This window comes from Lactobacillus kalixensis DSM 16043, assembly GCF_001434335.1.
Classification (GTDB): Bacteria; Bacillota; Bacilli; order Lactobacillales; family Lactobacillaceae; genus Lactobacillus; species Lactobacillus kalixensis.
On record NZ_AZFM01000001.1, the window covers coordinates 123,344 to 142,750 of the forward strand.

The 19,407-nt window shown below is 36.2% G+C and carries 16 protein-coding genes; 14 read left to right on the plus strand and 2 right to left on the minus strand.

Annotated elements, in window-relative coordinates; translation table 11 throughout:
• Positions 1–134: 134 nt before the first annotated feature.
• Entirely contained in the window at positions 135–1,910 is a 1,776-nt protein-coding gene (locus tag FC46_RS00610; protein WP_057797100.1) for an oleate hydratase, read from the plus strand.
• Between the two features lie 56 nt (positions 1,911–1,966).
• Entirely contained in the window at positions 1,967–4,243 is a 2,277-nt protein-coding gene (locus FC46_RS00615; protein WP_057797101.1) for a glycoside hydrolase family 31 protein, read from the plus strand.
• A 32-nt stretch (positions 4,244–4,275) separates the two neighbouring features.
• Here FC46_RS00615 and FC46_RS00620 read toward each other — a convergent pair whose 3' ends face one another.
• On the minus strand, positions 4,276–4,971 hold the full coding sequence (locus FC46_RS00620; protein ID WP_057797102.1) for a TVP38/TMEM64 family protein: 696 nt from the start codon (positions 4,969–4,971) through the stop codon (positions 4,276–4,278).
• 89 nt (positions 4,972–5,060) lie between these two features.
• Positions 5,061–6,089 carry a lactonase family protein gene (locus FC46_RS00625; RefSeq protein WP_057797103.1) on the minus strand — a complete coding sequence of 343 codons (1,029 nt, stop codon included), beginning with the start codon at positions 6,087–6,089 and terminating at the stop codon, positions 5,061–5,063.
• A gap of 163 nt (positions 6,090–6,252) precedes the next feature.
• Here FC46_RS00625 and FC46_RS00630 point away from each other — a divergent pair, with 163 nt between their 5' ends.
• The 12 genes from FC46_RS00630 to rny all read left to right on the plus strand — a co-directional run bounded on the left by FC46_RS00630 (position 6,253) and on the right by rny (position 19,312).
• Positions 6,253–6,633: a PTS glucitol/sorbitol transporter subunit IIA gene (locus FC46_RS00630; RefSeq protein ID WP_057797104.1), complete on the plus strand. Its 381-nt coding sequence runs from the start codon at positions 6,253–6,255 to the stop codon at positions 6,631–6,633.
• Positions 6,634–6,644: 11 nt separating this feature from the next.
• Entirely contained in the window at positions 6,645–7,850 is a 1,206-nt protein-coding gene (locus FC46_RS00635) for an AI-2E family transporter (protein ID WP_057797105.1), read from the plus strand.
• Positions 7,851–7,901: 51 nt separating this feature from the next.
• A complete protein-coding gene (gene trmL, locus FC46_RS00640; RefSeq protein ID WP_057797106.1) occupies positions 7,902–8,462 on the plus strand; it encodes a tRNA (uridine(34)/cytosine(34)/5-carboxymethylaminomethyluridine(34)-2'-O)-methyltransferase TrmL in 561 nt (186 codons plus the stop codon).
• Entirely contained in the window at positions 8,462–8,854 is a 393-nt protein-coding gene (locus FC46_RS00645; protein ID WP_057797107.1) for a DUF1149 family protein, read from the plus strand. Before trmL ends, FC46_RS00645 begins: the two co-directional genes overlap by 1 nt.
• 16 nt (positions 8,855–8,870) lie before the next feature.
• A complete protein-coding gene (locus tag FC46_RS00650; RefSeq protein ID WP_057797108.1) occupies positions 8,871–11,348 on the plus strand; it encodes a DNA translocase FtsK in 2,478 nt (825 codons plus the stop codon).
• Positions 11,335–12,549: a M16 family metallopeptidase gene (locus FC46_RS00655; protein WP_057797109.1), complete on the plus strand. Its 1,215-nt coding sequence runs from the start codon at positions 11,335–11,337 to the stop codon at positions 12,547–12,549. Before FC46_RS00650 ends, FC46_RS00655 begins: the two co-directional genes overlap by 14 nt.
• Positions 12,546–13,784 (plus strand): EF-P 5-aminopentanol modification-associated protein YfmH, encoded by a 1,239-nt coding sequence (yfmH, locus tag FC46_RS00660; RefSeq protein ID WP_057797110.1) that lies wholly within the window; start codon positions 12,546–12,548, stop codon positions 13,782–13,784. Before FC46_RS00655 ends, yfmH begins: the two co-directional genes overlap by 4 nt.
• 3 nt (positions 13,785–13,787) lie before the next feature.
• The gene (ymfI, locus tag FC46_RS00665) at positions 13,788–14,516 is read left to right on the plus strand and encodes an elongation factor P 5-aminopentanone reductase (protein WP_057797111.1); all 729 of its coding nucleotides are present in this window, start codon (positions 13,788–13,790) and stop codon (positions 14,514–14,516) included.
• Positions 14,517–14,583: 67 nt separating this feature from the next.
• Positions 14,584–15,645 (plus strand): helix-turn-helix domain-containing protein, encoded by a 1,062-nt coding sequence (locus FC46_RS00670; protein WP_057797112.1) that lies wholly within the window; start codon positions 14,584–14,586, stop codon positions 15,643–15,645.
• 46 nt (positions 15,646–15,691) lie between these two features.
• Positions 15,692–16,258 (plus strand): CDP-diacylglycerol--glycerol-3-phosphate 3-phosphatidyltransferase, encoded by a 567-nt coding sequence (pgsA, locus tag FC46_RS00675; RefSeq protein ID WP_057797113.1) that lies wholly within the window; start codon positions 15,692–15,694, stop codon positions 16,256–16,258.
• 198 nt (positions 16,259–16,456) lie between these two features.
• The gene (recA, locus tag FC46_RS00680; protein ID WP_057797114.1) at positions 16,457–17,551 is read left to right on the plus strand and encodes a recombinase RecA; all 1,095 of its coding nucleotides are present in this window, start codon (positions 16,457–16,459) and stop codon (positions 17,549–17,551) included.
• Between the two features lie 129 nt (positions 17,552–17,680).
• On the plus strand, positions 17,681–19,312 hold the full coding sequence (gene rny / locus FC46_RS00685; RefSeq protein WP_057797115.1) for a ribonuclease Y: 1,632 nt from the start codon (positions 17,681–17,683) through the stop codon (positions 19,310–19,312).
• Positions 19,313–19,407 lie beyond the last annotated feature (95 nt).

Sequence of the window (19,407 nt, forward strand, 5' to 3'; positions counted from 1 at the left end):
CTATCTTTTTTTATTTTGTATTACTATTATTTTTAAAAACTATAATTATTCTCTTAAATCGTTGCTTATTGAAACCGCTTTTAATACAATGGGAATTAAGAAATGCGTTTTTGTAATCAGAAAAGAGGATATTTATGTATTATTCAAATGGTAATTATGAGGCCTTTGCTGATACTCTTAAGCCCGAAGGCGTTGAAAATAAATCGGCTTATATCATTGGTAGTGGACTAGCAGGCTTAGCTGCTGCCGTTTTCTTAATTCGTGATGCCCATATGGATGGTAAGAAGATCCACATCTTGGAAGAATTACCTGTTGCAGGTGGTTCATTAGATGGGGCTGATCGTCCTAACGCTGGTTTTGTTGTTCGCGGTGGACGTGAAATGGAAAACCACTTTGAATGCTTATGGGATATGTATCGCTCAATTCCAAGTTTGGAAGTACCTGGTGCATCATACTTAGATGAATATTATTGGTTGGATAAAAAAGACCCTAACTCATCTAACTGTCGCTTGATTTATAAGCGCGGAAATCGTTTACCTAGTGACGGACAATATGGACTAGGCAAGTGTGCTAACGAAATTGTTAAATTGATTATGACTCCTGAAAGTGAACTTCAAGGTGAAACTATTGAAGATTACTTCAGTGACGAATTCTTTGAAACTAATTTCTGGGCATATTGGTCAACAATGTTTGCCTTTGAAAAGTGGCACTCATTGATTGAAATGCGCCGCTATGCAATGCGCTTTATCCACCACATTGATGGTTTGCCAGACTTTACTGCATTGAAGTTCAACAAATATAACCAATACGAATCAATGGTTAAGCCAGTCTTAGCTTACTTAAAGGATCACAATGTTGATATTCAATATGATGTTCATGTAAGAAACATTGAAGTCGATCACGAAGGCGAAGAAAAGATTGCTAAGAAGATCATCACTGAAAAAGATGGTAAAGATGCAGAAATTGCTTTAAGCCGTGATGACATTGTCTTTGTAACAAATGGCTCAATCACTGAAAGCTCAACTTATGGTGGTCAAAATACTCCAGCTCCTATTACTCATGCTAAAGGTAGTTCATGGAAATTATGGGAAAACTTGGCTGCACAAGATCCAGCATTCGGTCATCCAGATGTCTTCTGTGAAAACATTCCAGAACGTAGTTGGTTTGTCTCTGCAACTGCAACTTTGAAGAACAAGAAGACTGCTCCATACTTTGAGCGTTTAACTAAGCGCAGCTTATATGATGGTCGTGTAAACACTGGTGGTATTATCACAGTTATGGATTCTAACTGGGGTCTTAGCTTTACTATTCACCGTCAACCACACTTCAAGAGTCAAAAGCCGAATGAAATTGTTGTTTGGATTTACGCTTTGTATTCAGATACTGAAGGTAACTACATTAAGAAGAGAGTAGTTGATTGTACTGGTAAGGAAATCGCTGAAGAAATGCTTTACCACTTAGGCGTTCCAGAGGATAAGATTGAAGAACTTGCAAGCGAAGAAAACATGAATACTGTTCCTGTTTACATGCCATATATCACAAGTTACTTCATGGTTCGTAAGGATGGCGATCGTCCAGCAGTTGTTCCAAAGGGTTCTGTTAACTTAGCATTTATTGGTAACTTTGCAGAAAGTCCAACTAGAGATACAGTCTTTACTACTGAGTATTCTGTCAGAACTGCGATGGAAGCTGTTTATACTTTGTTCAATGTTGACCGCGGAGTGCCAGAAGTATTCGACTCTATCTTTGATATTCGTCAATTGCTTAGAGCAATGTACTACATGTCTGATAAGAAGAAGTTAGAAGACCAAGAAATGCCATTGCCTGAAAAGCTCGCTGTTAAGGCTGGAATGAAGAAGATTAAGCGGACATGGGTAGCCCAACTATTGAAAGAAGCTAACTTAATTTAATAATTTTGAGAAGAGTCTGAGATTTATTCTCAGACTTTTCCTTGTAAGAGGTAAAAATGAAATTTTCACAAAATGGACAACTTTTTGAATTAGAAAGTGGAAAAAGGAAGTTAAAACTAGATGTACTAACTCCGGAAATTATTAGAGTCTTTGAAGAAGATAGTAATTCTTATGCTATTGATGGCGATAAGAGAATCAAGACCGATGTTAAAACAGAAGAAACAAATGATGGCTTAATCATATCAACATCAATACTTAAATTAAAAATAGATCAAGATTTACATGTGGATGTATATGATAATAAAAAACATCCATTAGTTCTTGATTATCGCGGCAAGAGAATTAAACTTGATCGCGGGATTAATCCAGAACAGGAAAAATTAGCGGCATCAGAAGGTCACAAGTTAAGCGATGAAGACGATTATCCTGTTCTTGCGGTTAAGCAACTTGCTGAAGATGAACAATTCTACGGTTTAGGCGATAAGACCGGCTTTTTAAACAAGCGTGGTTATGAATACGACAACTGGAATACAGACAATCCTGAGCCACAAGTTGAAAGTTTTAAAACACTTTATAAGTCAATTCCGTTTTTAATCGGAGTCAAAGACGGGTATCCATATGGTTTATTCTTTGATAATACCTATAAGAGCCACTTTGATTTAGGAAAGGAAAGCTCATCTTACTATTTCTATGGGGCTAAAGACGGACAACTGAATTACTACATTATTGGTGGTAAAACTTTAAAAGAAATTGTCACTAACTATACTTACTTAACCGGTCGTGTTCCACTTCCTCAAAAATGGATGCTAGGTTATCAACAATCTCGTTGGGGCTATAGTGTAAGCGAAGATGAAGTTCGCCGAATCGCTGATAGTTTGAGAAGTAACGATTTGCCTTGCGATGTCTTACATTTTGATATCGATTATATGGATGGTTTTCGTGTCTTTACTTGGCGCAAGGATACCTACCAAGACCCTAAGAGTTTTATTAAGGAACTTGCTGATAAAGGCTTTAGAGTGATGCCAATTATTGATCCTGGCGTAAAAGTTGATAAGGATTATTGGGTTTATAAAGAAGGTCTTGAAAAAGGCTATTTTGCTAAGAGCCCAGATGGTACGGTTTATGTGAATGAAGTTTGGCCAGGAGACGCTGTTTACCCAGATTTCGGTCGTAAAGAAGTGCGTGATTGGTGGAGTAAGAACGTTAAATTCTTAGTTGATTTAGGTACCTGCGGTGTTTGGAACGATATGAACGAACCCGCCTCATTTAAGGGTCCATTTCCAGATGACGTTGTCTTCTATGATGAAGATCAAAAAGCAAATCATAGTAAAATGCATAATGTCTATGGTCATAACATGGCAAGAGCTACTTATAAAGGTTTGAAGAAATTGACCAATAAGCGTCCATACGTAATTACTCGTGCTGCTTATTCAGGAAGTCAAAAATACACGACTGTTTGGACTGGTGATAATCAAAGTCTTTGGACTCATATTCAAATGATGGTGCCACAATTATGTAATTTAGGTCTAAGTGGTTTTGCCTTTGCTGGGACTGATATTGGTGGTTTTGGTGCGGATTGTACTCCCGAGCTGTTGTCGCGCTGGATTGAGGCTGGAATCTTTAGTCCGTTATTGAGAAATCATGCTGCAGTTGGAACTCGTGCTCAAGAACCATGGGCTTTTGGTGAGCCAACATTGTCAATCTACCGTAAATATTTGAAATTAAGATATCATCTAATTTCATATCTCTATGATCGTTTCTATCATGAAAGTAAAACAGGTTTGCCAGTTATGCGGCCGCTTATTTTAAATTATCCTCATGATAAAAATGTTCAAAATATGAATGATGAATATATGATCGGCAATGACTTATTAGTTGCTCCAGTTTTAATGGAAGGTCAAACTACTAGACAAGTATATTTACCGGAAGGAAATTGGTTAGACTTTTGGACAGGTGCTGAATATACAGGCCAAAACACTATTTTGGTTAAAGCAGAATTAGCAGATTTACCATTGTTTATTAAAAAGAATACTATTTTGCCATGGGATCAAGATGCCAGTCACGTTGAGCTTAAAAAGCATGATTTAATGACTTTTAGATTATTCGGCGATCACTCTTCTTATGTTCATTATCAAGATGATGGTGAAAGTTTTGCTTATGAAGACGGTGAAGCAAACTTGTATGAAGTTAAAATGCTCAAAAATGAATGGCGGATTGAACTTAAACAATTGGGCTATAAGTTCCCATATAAGCAGATTGATTTAGTTTCAAATAGTAAAAAACAAAGCTTTGTCTTTGATGAAACAAGTCAGAGTTACGTAGTTAAAAATTAAATAAGTTAATCAAAGAAAAAGGGAGTAGTCGTTTAAACTGCTTCCTTTTTTTGATGATCACGAATTTTTTTAGTAATAAATAAAATTAAAACGGCAATAAGAGCAATTGCTACAATGAAGATGATAGTAGTAATTAAACGTTTGGCGTCTAAGTGTAAGATTGAGTCGCCACCATAGGCGTACAGATAAGCAAAGGGAATTGTTCCGATTGCAATTGGAATGATGCGACTTTTTTTGGTTTTGTTGAGTAAGACGTTGACATAACTAACAGTTGCACTTGGAATAAATGGAATAACGTAAGCGATTGTTAAGGCAAGTTGTGGGTAAGATTGTGAGCGTAATAATTTATAGATCTTGCTCTTTTTCAGTTTTTCTGGTGAATATAATTTTTGCAAAAGATATAGCAACGTAACTTGTCCTAAAACGTCACTGATCCAATTAACGATAAAGCCAGTTGCCGGACCATACAGGATGCCATTTAAAACGCAAAAGATCCCGTTAGACAAACCAGGAACTGCCACGCAAATCACATTCAGAATAAATAAGAAACATAAATCTTCAATGCCGTGACTACGGACCATTTTGATTAGTAGAGCTTCATTTTTAGAATTAAAGTGCAAAAGCAGTTGTATCTCTGGTAAGTAGCTAAGATAAAGTTTATATAATACAAGTATGCCCAGAATGCCACCAAGAATAAAGAGTAGAATTCGCATTACTTTTTGATTCACCCGCATCATCTCCATTCTACTTCTTTATTTTACCTTATAAAAAAAGTCATGACCATGATTAGGACATGACTAGGTTAATTTAGCAAGATTTATTCTTCAAATTCAACACGGGTTCCTTCAGGAACTTGGATATCTTTTTGAATAGGACTTAAAGTTCCGTCGTCACTATTTCTAAGGTAGAGAGTAGCGTTATCAGAATTTTGGTTAGCAGCAACTACATATTTTTCACTTTTATCCCAGTTGAAGTCTCTTGGAAATTCACCAAAAGTTGAAATGCGCTGTACAAGCTTTAAAGTATGATCATCATTGATTGCAAAAACAACGATTGAATCATTACCGCGATTTGAAACATAAAGAAAACGACCATCTTTTGAAATGCGGATAGCAGCAACGCCATTATGTTGATCCCAGTCACTTGGAATAGTTGAGTAAGTTGCGATATCTTCAAATTTCCAAGTATTTTCGTCAAATTTCACAAGGTTAACTTTACTTGATAATTCACCAGCAACGTAGAAATAATTGCCATCTTTTGAAAAAGCAATGTGACGATCGCCAAAACCGGCTTCATTCTTATAGCTTGCAGCTAAAGTTAATTTCTTGCCGTCAAATTTGTAAAAATCAACAGTATCATTACCTAAATCGCAGCAAACTAAATTTCCAGCAGGGGTTTCGTCAAAGAAGTGTGGGTGAGGACCATCTGCTTGTTCTGGACGAGGGCCAATGCTTTTGGCAGTATGAGTATCACTTGCAAGCAATGCTAATTTTCCATCTTCTGAATATGAAAAGACGTTAATTACACCAGTATGGTAGTTAGCGGTATAGAGCAAATGTTTATTACGGTTAATGCCGATGTAAGCAGGGGATGAACCTGGGGTTAAATATTCATCGACTTTTTCATAGCCGTTTGCACCAGCTTTAAAGACGCTAACACCGCCCTTATCACCAGCATTGGTAACCGCGAAAACTAAATTATCATCTTTTTGAAAATAAGTTGGACCGCCTACTTCAATAATGTTTTTACTATTTTCTAAATGAGCATATTCATCAGCACCGATAAAGTTAAATTCGTAAATACCCTTTGAAGTCTTTTTAGTGTAACCACCAATTAAAACTTTCATAAAATCCCTCCATTTTTCTACATATACAAAACAATTATAACCGTTTTCATTATTCTCTAAAAGCATCATTATCAGTAAAAATAGTATAACTAAATAAAAAAATGAGTGGTTAATTTGTTAAGCGGTTTTATTATGCTAAAATTGAGTTAAGGAGAAGATTATTATGAAATGGACTGCAACTATTGAAAAAATTGGTAAAAAAGCTGTCGATTCTAAAGACGGTATGGTAATTTTATTTGGCGAAGGTGCCAATGATGATCTGAAAGATGTTTCAGTTGTTCAAAAATTTGACACTAAGACTTCAGTAAGTGGTTTTGTTTTCAAGAAGGGCGATACAATCACAGTTGATGGCCAAACTTATGTAGCAAATTACGTTGGCCCAATGGTTGAAAGTAATATGAAGGCTTTAGGACATGCAACATTATTCTTCAATCGTCCTGTTCCAAAGACTCCACTTGCTAATGCGATCTATTTTGATCCGGATGTTGACCAAGCAATGCCAAACTTTAGAGTAGATGATGACATTGTCTATGAACATATTTAAAGGATTAGTTAATGGATCATAAAAGAAAAACAAAAAGAGTCACTTTTTTTGAAAAGTGGTTCTTAAATAATCGTTTTAGTATTATTTTGTTCAATCTCTTGTTGTTCTTCCTAATTATTTGGATGTTCAACAAGATTTCTTTTGTCTTAAACCCTGCCTGGGCATTCTTTAATGCGATTTTGCCACCAATTTTATTAGCAGTGATTCAATATTATATTATGAATCCTGTTGTTGACTGGCTTGAAAAAAAATGGCGTGTGCCGCGGACAGTAACAATTGTTGTACTATTTATTCTCGTAGTTGTTGCATTAATTTGGATCATTAACACGATCATTCCTATCGTTCAAGGACAGATCAACTCATTGGTTAAGAACTGGCCACGTATTTGGAATGATGCGGTAAATAGCACGCAAGAAGCATTGAGAGACCCACGCTTACATTCAGTGCGCGGGAATTTGGATAAAATGATTTCAAATGCTCAAAGAACCCTGTTTAAGTCGGGCCAAGATGCATTTAATAATACTTTGAGCAGTATTTCTTCAGCTGTTAGCATCATTACCATGATTGCAATGACTTTAATTACAGCACCGGTTATCTTATTCTTTATGTTAAAAGATGGTCACCAATTACGCCCATATATTGCGCAATTCGCACCACAGCGCTGGCAAGCAAGTTTTAGCAAGCTTTTGTATGATATCAATTATGCTTTAGCTTCATATATCCGTGGTCAAATTACAGTTGCTTTCTGGGTGGGGATCATGTTTACTATCGGCTATAGTATCATTGGTTTACCATATGGTTATGCGCTAGCAATTTTAGCAGGTTTGTTGAATTTAATTCCATATTTTGGGACAATGATTGCAATTATTCCAGTTATTGTAATTGGGATAATGACGTCATTTTCAATGTTAGTTAAAATATTAGTTGTTTTTTCAATTGAGCAATTAATTGAAACAAGACTGATTAGCCCATATGTTATGGGGAACAAACTGGAATTACACCCAATCACTACTATTCTTTTGTTGATTGGTGCAAGTGCTGTTTGGGGACTTTGGGGTGTGATTTTTGGTATTCCAATCTATGCTGTCTTGAAGATTATTGTCTCTCGTGTGTACAATTATTATCGACAGGTATCTGAGGTTTATGATGATGAAAAGGAAGATCCGACCACGGGAAATGATACTTCAGATGATCACACTGTAAAACAAACAGATTAATAAAAAGACGTGGTTTCCTAGCCACGTTTTTTCTTAATTAAAGGAGAATTTATGACTAATCACGTAGTTTTATATGAACCATTGATGCCGGCTAATACTGGTAATATTGCCCGTACTTGTGCTGGTACAAATACTGTTTTAGATTTAATTGAACCGCTTGGTTTTCAAATTGATAATAAAAAAATGAAGCGCGCTGGACTTGATTATTGGGATAAAGTGGAGATTCATCGTCATGATGATTTAGATGCTTTTCTTAAGACTTTAGATCCAAACGATGAAATGTACTTAATTTCTAAGTTTTCATCAAAGAATTATTCTCAAGTGGATTATACCGATCCAAACAAAAATTATTATTTTGTCTTTGGTAAAGAAACTACTGGCTTACCAGAAACATTTATGCGAGAATACTATGACCGGAATTTAAGAATCCCGATGTCAGATAATATCCGCTGTTATAATTTATCTAATTCGGTAGCGATGGTTCTTCTTGAAGCATTGCGTCAACAAGGATTTCCTAACTTGGAAACTAGTCATCATTATGAAAATGATAAGCTGAAGGATAATTATGATCGTCCTGAAAGATATGAACGTAACTTAGGAGAAAATGAATAATGAAGTTTAAAAAAGAAACACCAATTTTAGTTCACGCATTTCACTATGATTTAAATGATGAACCAAGACTTAGCAATGAGGTGAATGTTGCTTTTAGAAAAGCTGCTAAGCAAAATGAAGATGGTACAACTGATCAAGGTCAAGGTGGAAGCTACTTTGAAGTATCAGTTGTCTTTGACGTTGCACCAGCACCTGGTGATTTTACTGTTAGTGGTCAAATTAGCCAAATTGTTAAGCTTGAAGATTACTATGGTGATGGTAATGATCTGGAAAGTGCAGACTACCAAATTTTGAGTAGACCATTAGTTGAATATATTGAAACTTTAACGTATGAAGTAACTCAAATTACAATGGATGAGCCTGTTAACTTGAATTTTGAAGCTAATTTTTAATTAACTGGGAGAATTCATGCCTAAGAGAAAGAAGAAAACGGCAAGAAAAACTACAAATCGAAAATCAACAAACAGAAAGAAAAAAACGAGTAAGAGCAAAGAAGAACAGGAACTATATTGGGTTACAGTCGGAATAGCGCAAATTATTGTGGCAATTTTTGCCTTTGCCAAATTTGGTTGGCTAGGGATGCAAGTGGCCAATCTCTTACGCTTTTTCGTGGGTGATTCATATTTGCTGGCAAGCGGCTTATTAGCGCTTTTTGGACTAGCAATGGTTATTTATGGGCAGCCACCTCATCTGAAAATCAAACGCACCAGCGGTCTGATTTTAGCCTTTTTTGGGCTATTGTTAATTCAAAGTGGTCACTTTTTCAGTAGTTTACAAGTTAATAGCAATTTTATGAATTGTTTTTTAACAGAAATTGGACGTGAATTTAGTCGCGCAAGTGTAACCGAGGACGTAGGCGGTGGTGTTTTTGGAGCATTAGGCTTTCAGATAGTTTATCCACTTCTTGGACAAGTCGGAATTAACATCATTGCAGTAATCTTGATTCCAATCGGAACTTTGATGTTCTTTGATGTAAAATATCGCACGCTTATTGAACTTTTTCAAAAAGTTGGCCAGAACTTTATTAATAAAAATAAAGAGGCAGGCACCAAATTAAAAGACAAATATAGTGAAATTCGTGAAAATCGCCAACAACAAAAAGAAGCTAATCGTGATCAAATGTCTGATCCTTTAGCTAATAATACTAGTGATGTTTTTCCAAGTGTTAGCGATTTTGAAGATGATGAGCAAGAGAAAGTTAGTCCTGAGGTGGTTAGTCACGATAGTGATGATGAAGAAATCTCAATGCCAGAAGTCATTACTCCAGATACACCGAAGTCTGAAGAAATTCAACATTCTGAGCCTAACTTTTATTCTGATGATCATGACGATGAATTACCTAAGTCGCATTCTTTTGATGATGAAGATCGTAAGGTTGTACAAGAGTTAAGTAATGTTGATCATGGTGAACTTAAGCTTGAGACTAAGGTTAATAAACATTATAAGAATCCACCGCTAAGTTTACTTCAGCCAATTAAAAATACTGATCAATCCACAGATAAAGAATTGATTCAAAAGAATACACAAATTTTGCAATCAACCTTTAAGAGCTTCGGTGTAAAAGTCATTATCAAAAAAGCAATTTTAGGGCCAACGATTACACGTTATGAAGTTCAGCCTGCAGTTGGGGTTAAGGTTAGTCGGATTGTTAACTTAGCAGATGATTTAGCTTTAGCCTTAGCGGCCAAAGATATTCGTATTGAAGCGCCTATTCCTGGTAAACCATATATTGGTATTGAAGTTCCCAACCGCTCAACATCAGTTGTTTCTTTTAGAGATGTGATGGAACACCAAAATAAAAATGCAAAGGATCATCCAATGATTGTTCCACTTGGAAAGGATGTTGCTGGTCAAGTTATTTCTGCCGATTTAGCCAAAATGCCGCACCTTTTGATTGCTGGTTCAACTGGTTCAGGTAAGTCAGTGGCAATCAATACAATTTTGACCAGTATCCTAATGAAGGCCAAGCCTGATGAAATCAAATTAGTTTTAATTGATCCGAAGATGGTGGAACTGTCAGTTTATAATGATGTACCGCATTTGCTTATTCCAGTTGTAACTGATGCCAAACTTGCTATCAATTCTTTACATAAAGTTGTTAAAGAAATGGAGCGGCGCTATAAGTTATTTGCTGCAAGTGGTGCCCGAAACATGGGTGAATATAATGCTAAAGTTGAAAAAAATAATCAGGATAAGAATAATCCAGTAATGCAGAGATTACCTTACATCTTGGTTGTTGTTGATGAACTTAGCGATTTGATGATGGTTGGTGGACATGATGTTGAAGGAGCAATTGTTCGTTTAGGACAGATGGCTCGTGCAGCTGGTATTCACATGATTTTAGCAACTCAGCGTCCAAGTGTAGATGTTATTAGTGGGTTAATTAAGGCCAATGTTCCATCAAGAATTTCATTCGCAGTTTCAAGTAGTGTCGACTCTAGAACGATTTTGGATCAAGTTGGTGCTGAAAAATTGCTGGGACGTGGGGACATGTTGTATATGCCAATTGGGGCATCTAAGCCAGAACGTATTCAAGGAGCTTATATTTCAAGTGAAGAAGTTGAAAAAGTAATCACTTGGGTTAAGGAACAACAAAAAGCTGAATATGACCAAAATATGATTCCACAAAAAGGTGGAGCGACCGCTGAAAATGGCACAACTGATGAGCCAGAGGATGAATTTTATGCTCAAGCAGTAGAGTTAGTAAGAAAACAGCAGACGGCCAGCGTTTCAATGTTGCAGCGACGTTTTAGAATTGGGTATAATCGAGCTGCAAGAATTGTTGATGAAATGGAAGCAAGAGGCATTGTCGGCCCATCAGAAGGGTCAAAACCTCGTCAAGTTCTTTTGCCACCAGAGAAAGATGATAAGAATGCTAACAATTAATACGTCGATTCAAAAAAATGAAAAATTTACAACAGCCAGTTTAGGCTGTTTTTTGCGTTTGCCGTTAACCAGTCATAATCTTGCTTATGCAAGTTTGCTAGCTAAGATGCAGATGAACGCAACTTTGTATTTTCCAACAATAAATAAGCAACAAGAAGAATTATCTAAAATGTATGATTTGCAGTTTGAGGCAGTTCCGCAACTTTTCGGAAAAGATATTATTCTGTCTTATGTTGCTAATTTTGTTGAGCCAATCGAAATTTTAGATCCAGAATATACTTATGCCAAAATTATTGAAGATTTGGCTTTAATTATTGAACATCCAACTCTTGATGATCAGATAATTGCTTTAAGTAAGCGGCAGTTGTCTTCAGATTATCAGGAAATTATGGCTGAACCTGCAAATTTTGCTTTAGATCGTTTTTTCAAGATTTGGTATCAAAATGAACCAGATTATGCAGAAAATTTCATGGGACCAATTGATGAAATTGAAAATGCTACTTCCAAAGATTTGAAATTATTTGTGGACAATTTAAAAATGGTTCCAGCAACAGTAATTGGCCTAGTCAAAGACCCAGATTTAGTTGATCATTTGGTTAAAGAAGAGTTCAAGTATCCAGGATTGATGAAGAATTTTACTGAATCCAATCTTACAATTCCGGCGCCTAAGCGTGACCTTCAATTAAGTGATGTCCATAATAATTTACAAGCCCAACTTTTTATGGGCTATGGGTATGATTTAACTTTGCCCTTCTACGGTCAAATAGTAGGACAGGTTCTTGGGCAATATTTAGCAGGTGATCCATCATCGAAATTATTTACTAAAATTCGCGAAGAAGCAGGCGCTGCTTATGCAGTTGAAGCGAATAACTATGCTAATAATAGTTTATTCTTGATTAATGCTGGCCTTGATCCAAATAAAGTAGAAGAGGCTAAAGCAATAATTAAAGGAGAAATTGAAGCGATTGCTGCAGGAGAGATTGATTCTGATCTTTTGAAAAAATCTAAAAAAGCCTTGCTTAATATTCAATTAATCGGCAAAGATAAAGAGAATTGGCGACTTGCTCAAATGTTAAGAGGAGAATTATTTGACGGTTACTCTTTATTCGATCGCGAAAATGCAATTAAACGTGTTACTGAAACACAATTGGCTAAATTTGCTAAAAATTTGTTTTTAAATGAAAGTTATGTGTTGAGATGATTGAACCAAAAATACTAAAACGCAAATATGATTCTGGCTTTGAAGCACAGCTAATTCTAAAGCCTGGCTTTAACCAGCGCTTTTTTGGAATTATTGTTGATTTTGGCTCAAGTGATCCGCAAGAAGTTCCAGGACTGGCACATTTTTTGGAACATAAATTGTTTGCCAAAAAAGAAGGCGATATTTCTCAAAATTTTGAGGAATTAGGAGCAGAAGTTAATGCTTTTACGTCTTTTAATGAAACAATGTATTACTGCAGCGGAGTTGATCATAATTCAAAGCTGATTGAATTGCTCTTTAAGTTAGTGGGTGAACCATATTTCACTAAGCAAAACGTGGAACAAGAGGTGCCAATTATTGAGCAAGAACTTGCAATGTATCAAGATGAACCTAATTGGGCAATTACGAATGCACTTATGACGCAAATGTTTGGTGAGTCTAATTTGGGAATTGATGTTGCAGGAACAAAAGCTTCAATTAACCAAATTGATAAAAAGAAGCTATTAGCTGCTTATCAAACTAATTACAAGCCAAATAAGATGCATTTTGTTGCTTGTGGCGATTTTTCGGAAAATCAAATTAAAACAATTTTCCGCCTTGTTGGAAAATTGCAGAAGCAATATTTAACAAATAGTAAGCAAAAAAAAGCTGAATATCAGGAAACAGTCGGCTTATTACAAGACATTGAAATCACTTCAGATGGTAGTTCAAATCAATTTGGACTCGGAATTAGACTGAAAAACTTTAAGAAAGTTTTAGCAAGTCTTGATTTAGCTCAAATTATTCTTGAAATAATGTTAGAATCAAAACTAAGTGTAATGAGTCCGTGGTTTGAGCGAATGAAAGAAGAGCAACTTTTAAATAGTCCGCTGCAAATTTCGGTCAATTATACTCGTGAAGGCAACTTTATCACGCTGTATGGGGTAAGCTCAGAAAGTGATAAAGTAATAACTGCTATCAAAGAAGAGTTAGCTAAGCCAATCACTGAGGGTAACAAGGCTTTTGAAAAAAATTTCTTTGAGCTGCAAAAACGAGAATGGCTTGCTCAAAGTATCAGAAGCATGAATAACTTGTCATATTTGGCGGTTGAAGCTGCTGAAGCAAGTTTAGATAATGAAGATACTTTCGTAAATGTCGAGAAATTGCAGGATATGAATTTTTCACAATTTGAAGAATTTTGTTCAAATCTATTAAAAGATTGTCAGATTTGTTCTGCACGTTTAGTGAAAGGATAATATATGAGAAGGGCAGTTGTTTTTGGTGCAACTGGTGGAATCGGCGAAACGATTTGTCAAGATTTGGCGAGAGCTGGTTGGTCTTTGTATGTGCACTATTGTCATGATCAACCAAAGGCTGAAAAGATAAGTCAGGAATTGATGAAAGAGCACCCTAATCAGGATTTTATGACGATTCAATTTGACTTTGCGAGTGATCATCAGCAGATGAAACAGTTTATTCAATCATTGTTACCAGTTAACGCAGTAGTTTTTGCACAGGGAATAACGAAATATGGTTTCTTAAATGATCAAAAATTAACTGAAATTGAAAAAGTAATTCAAATTAATTTGACCACGCCGATCGAATTGACTAAATTATTTGAGGCTACGTTACTTAAACAAGATTTCAGTCGAATTGTTTATTTAGGTTCAGTTTATGGTGGACAAGGTAGTGCACTTGAAAGTGTGTATAGTGCTACCAAAGCTGGTTTAAGCCGTTTTGCTCAAGCTTATAGCCGTGAAGTTGCGTCTACTGGCTTAAGCGTCAATGTTGTAGCTCCAGGAGCGGTCAATACACCAATGAATGCAATGTTTTCTAAAGAAGTAATGAACGAGGTTCAGGAAGAAATTCCAGCTGGACGTTTAGCTGAAGGAAAAGATATTGCATATTGGGTAAAAACACTGTTAGAGCCGGAGAGCTCGTATTGCACCGGACAAACAATTTATGTGAGTGGTGGCTGGCTTTTATAACAGGTAAGTTTGTTAGCGAGTTTTATGGTATACTCAATTTGTTAATCTAAAGTTTGAAGAGGTAAATATGGCAGACATCGGAGATAAATTACGCAGCGCCAGAGAAGCTAAAGGTCTTTCAATCGCAGATATTGAAAAAGCTACTAAGATTCAAAGCAGATATCTAAATGCAATTGAAGAGAATGATTTTGATAAACTTCCTGGTGACTTTTATGTCAGAGCATTTATTAGACAATATGCGCAAATCGTTGGTTTAGATGGTAAGGAGTTACTTAGTGAATATCATCAAGATATTCCTGAATCCAAGCCAGATGAATATGTAGAAAACTCGATTGATAATAAGAGTGAAGAAGTTAGAGAAACTACTGACAACAAGAAGAATTTGTGGAAGACATACTTACCACGAATTGGAGTGGGATTAGGTGTTATTGTAGTTATCTTAATTGTTTATGTTCTATACGCTCGTCTTTCATCAAGTGGTCAAAATAACAATAACAATGCAAGTGATAACGTAACGGTTTCCTCAGAAAGCGCATCTTCAAGAAAGAGTAGCAGTGCTAAACCAAAAGTTAAGAAGAGCAGTGTGAAGATCGTTAAGGAAGGGACCAATGATTACCGCGTTACTGGGTTAAAGAATAACCGTAAGCTTGAAATTAGAGCTGGTCAACAAGCAATTAGTGCCAGCATTTCAATCAACGGTGTAGTTCAATATCAACAAACTTTGGCTGCAAATCAAAAGCATGAAGTAACTTTGCCAAGCGATGCAACTAATGTTGTTGTAACTTTCGGTAATGACCAAGGAACTTCTGTCAGAGTCGCTGGCAAGAAGGTCCCATATGAAGCAACTGGTAATTACTTATCATTGACACTTTTGATCGGTAAGCAAAGAAGCACTAGCAGCACCAGCACTAACGGGTCAACTCAAAGCAGCTCAACTACTAACAACGGTTACAATCAATCACGTCAAAGTAGCACTACTACCCAAAGTTCAACCCAAACAAGACAAAGTAGTAGAACCCAATCTTCCACTACTCAAAGTAGTCAGAATACTAACCAACAATCATCTTCAACTACCACTAATAGCAATGGTAATGACGGTGGCGATAACGGCGGTAGCGACAATAACTAGTAAAAATATCTAAATTAAGTGGAAGTTTTGAGGAGAAAGAATAAAAATGAATTTACCTAATAAATTAACAATATTTAGAATCTTTATGATTCCGGTCTTCATGTTATTAATCATCTTTGAAGATGCTGCAAGTGGCTATCACATGGTTGGTGGTAACTATGTTCCATGGCTTCAATTAGTCGCAATGCTCGTTTTTGCAATTGCTTCAGCTACTGACTGGCTTGATGGACATATTGCACGTGCGCGAGGATTAGTTACTAACTTTGGTAAATTTGCTGATCCATTAGCAGATAAAATGCTTACGATGACAGCATTTATCTTTTTAGTGGAACTTAAATTAGCTCCAGCTTGGGTTGTAGCAATTATTGTTTGTCGTGAATTAGCTGTTACTGGTTTACGTTTAATCGTTGTTGAAAATGATGGTGAAGTTATTGCAGCTAAAATGCCGGGTAAGATTAAGACTACCGCTCAAATGTTGGCAATTATCTTTTTGTTAATTGGTGACCCATTCTACATTGGTACAATTTTACTTTATATTGCATTGATCTTTGCTATTTACTCAGGTTATGATTACTTCCATGGCTCATGGAATGTGTTTAAGGGTTCAATGTAATCCAAAAATTCAAATAAAAAGATTAGCTAAAAAAGTTAATCTTTTTATTTTTTTACTTTTTTAGGTAAAATTAGGCATTTTTTGCGTATTTAAATATAGAGGGAAAATTAACTAAACTCTAGTTCGCTTTTTCCTTGCAATCTTATTATTAGACAAAGTATAATTGTTAGAGTGGAAATCAAATAGGAGGGTACAAATTTGGCCAAGGATGAAAAAAAGGCTGCTTTAGATGCAGCGCTTAAAAAGATTGAAAAAAACTTTGGTAAAGGTGCTGTTATGCGTATGGGTGAAAAAGCCGATACAAAAATCTCAACAGTTCCTACTGGTTCAATTGCACTTGATACTGCATTAGGTGTAGGTGGTTATCCCCGTGGCAGAATTATCGAAGTTTATGGTCCAGAATCTTCAGGTAAGACTACAGTTGCTTTACATGCAGTTGCTGAAGTTCAAAAACGTGGAGGAACTGCAGCATACATCGATGCTGAAAACGCAATGGATCCAGCATATGCCGAAGCTTTAGGCGTAGATATTGATTCTTTAATTTTGTCACAACCCAACACCGGTGAAGAAGGCTTACAAATTGCTGATACTCTAATTTCTAGTGGTGCGATCGATATCGTAGTTGTTGACTCAGTAGCTGCTTTGGTTCCAAGAGCTGAAATTGAAGGTGAAATGGGAGATGCTCACGTTGGTTTGCAAGCCCGTTTGATGAGTCAAGCTCTTCGTAAGTTATCAGGTACTATTTCTAAGACTAAGACTATTGCCATCTTTATTAACCAGATTCGTGAAAAAGTTGGAGTTATGTTTGGTAACCCGGAAACTACACCTGGTGGACGTGCGTTGAAGTTTTATTCAACTATTCGATTAGAAGTTAGAAGAGCTGAACAGATTAAACAATCAGGCGATGTTCTAGGTAACCGTGTTAAGATCAAAGTTGTTAAGAACAAGGTTGCTCCACCATTTAAAGTAGCTGAAGTTGATATTATGTACGGTCAAGGTATTTCACAAAGTGGTGAATTACTTGATATGGCTGCTGATAAAGATATTATCGACAAAGCTGGTTCATGGTATTCATATAAGTCTGAAAGAATTGGTCAGGGTAGAGAAAATGCTAAGAAGTATCTTGAAGATCACCCAGACATTTACCAAGATATTCAAGCACAAGTTCGTGCAGCTTATGGTATTGATGATAAATCTATTGCTGATCGAGAAGATCCTGAAAAGATCAAAGAAAAGCGCGAAAAAAGCGAAAATAAGACTGAAGAAACTGAAGCCAGTAAAACAAAAGAATAAGACTATCAAAGAAATTAATCTTGACCTTGGATTGTAAATCCAAGGTTTTCTTTTTGTTAATTGACAGACCAATATAAGTTCTTTATCATAAAAATGTGTAAATAATTTTGAAAAAAGGCGAAAGAATTCATGATAGATAATATTTTGATTCCCGCCGTAGTTGCGATTATTTCACTTTTAGTGGGATCTGGTATTGGTTATGCCATTCGTAAAAATTCTTGGGAAAAAAAGGCCCAGAATGCGCAAAATGATGCTGACCATATTTTAGCTGATGTTAAAGCACAAGTTGCTGCAGCTAAGACAGAAATTAGTGCTCAAAAGCAGGCTGCTGCAGCAGTTAAGCAGAGTGCTGAAAATACCAAAAAAGAAAAGATTCTTGAAGCACAAGAAGAAATAAATGATTATCGGCAAAAGACAGAAGACGATTTAAATAAAAAACGTGCAGAAGTGTCACGTTGGCAAAATCGTCTTCAACAACGTGAAGATACCCTTGATCATAAGAAATCTTTGCTAGAAGAAAAAGAAGCAGGACTCTCACAAAAAGAAGACCAATTGCAGCAGAAAAAAGCTAATTTAGATGACAAGCTGGCTAAAGCTGATGATTTAGTTGAGCAAAGGCAGCAAAAACTTTATGAAGTTGCTGGAATGGATCAAGACGAGGCAAAGAAACTTGTCTTGAGTAATTTATCAGATCAACTTGTAAAAGAGCGAGCAGAAATGATTAGAAATAGCAATGAAGAAGTTCAAGCGAGAGCTGATCGTTTTGCTCACCAAATCTTGGTAGATGCTATTCAAAGTAGTGCAGCAGATACTGTGGCTGAGACTACGGTATCAGTTGTAGATTTACCAAATGAAGAAATGAAAGGACGAATTATTGGCCGTGAAGGGCGTAATATTCGTTCATTTGAAGCCTTAACTGGTGTAGATTTAATTATTGATGATACACCTAAGGTGGTTACACTAAGCGGATTTGATCCAATTAGACGTGAAATTGCGAAGCGAGCAATGGAGCGCTTAATTAAAGACGGTCGAATTCATCCAGCTCGCATTGAAGAGATGGTTGATAAGGCTCGTAAAGAAGTAAATGATGATATTTATGAAGCTGGGGAAAGCGCTTTGATGGATCTCGGTATCCACAGAATGAATCCTGAGCTTGTAAAGACTTTAGGTCGACTTAAATATCGGACTTCTTATGGTCAAAACGTTTTGGCACACTCAATTGAAGTTGCTAAATTAGCTGGCACAATGGCTGCAGAGCTTGGCCTTGATGAAAAAATGGCGGTTCGTGCGGGATTATTACACGATATTGGTAAAGCCATCGATCATGATATTGAAGGTTCACACGTCGAAATTGGTGTTGAACTTACTCGTAAGTATCATGAACCGGAGGTTGTTGTTAATGCAATTGCTGCTCACCACGGTGATGTACCTAAGACTTCATTCATAGCAGAATTGGTTGTAGCTGCAGATACAATTTCTTCAGCTCGTCCAGGAGCAAGAAGTGAAAGCTTAGAGAATTACATTAGACGTTTGACAGAATTAGAGAAGATTGCAAAGAGTTATGCTGGAGTTGCTCAAGCATATGCAATTCAAGCAGGACGCGAAGTTAGAGTAATGGTTGAACCTGATGAAATTTCAGACGACCGAATTACTATCTTAGCACGTGATATTAAGAATCAAGTTGAAAAAGAACTTGATTATCCAGGTAATATTAAGATTACTGTTATTCGTGAAAAGCGGGTAGTTGAAATTGCAAAATAAGCGTAGGAAGTAGGTATTCCTACGTTTTTTTATTGCCAGCGGCTTGATTGTTTTTTATAACTACTTGTATAATTAAAAGAAGTATTTAAAGAAAG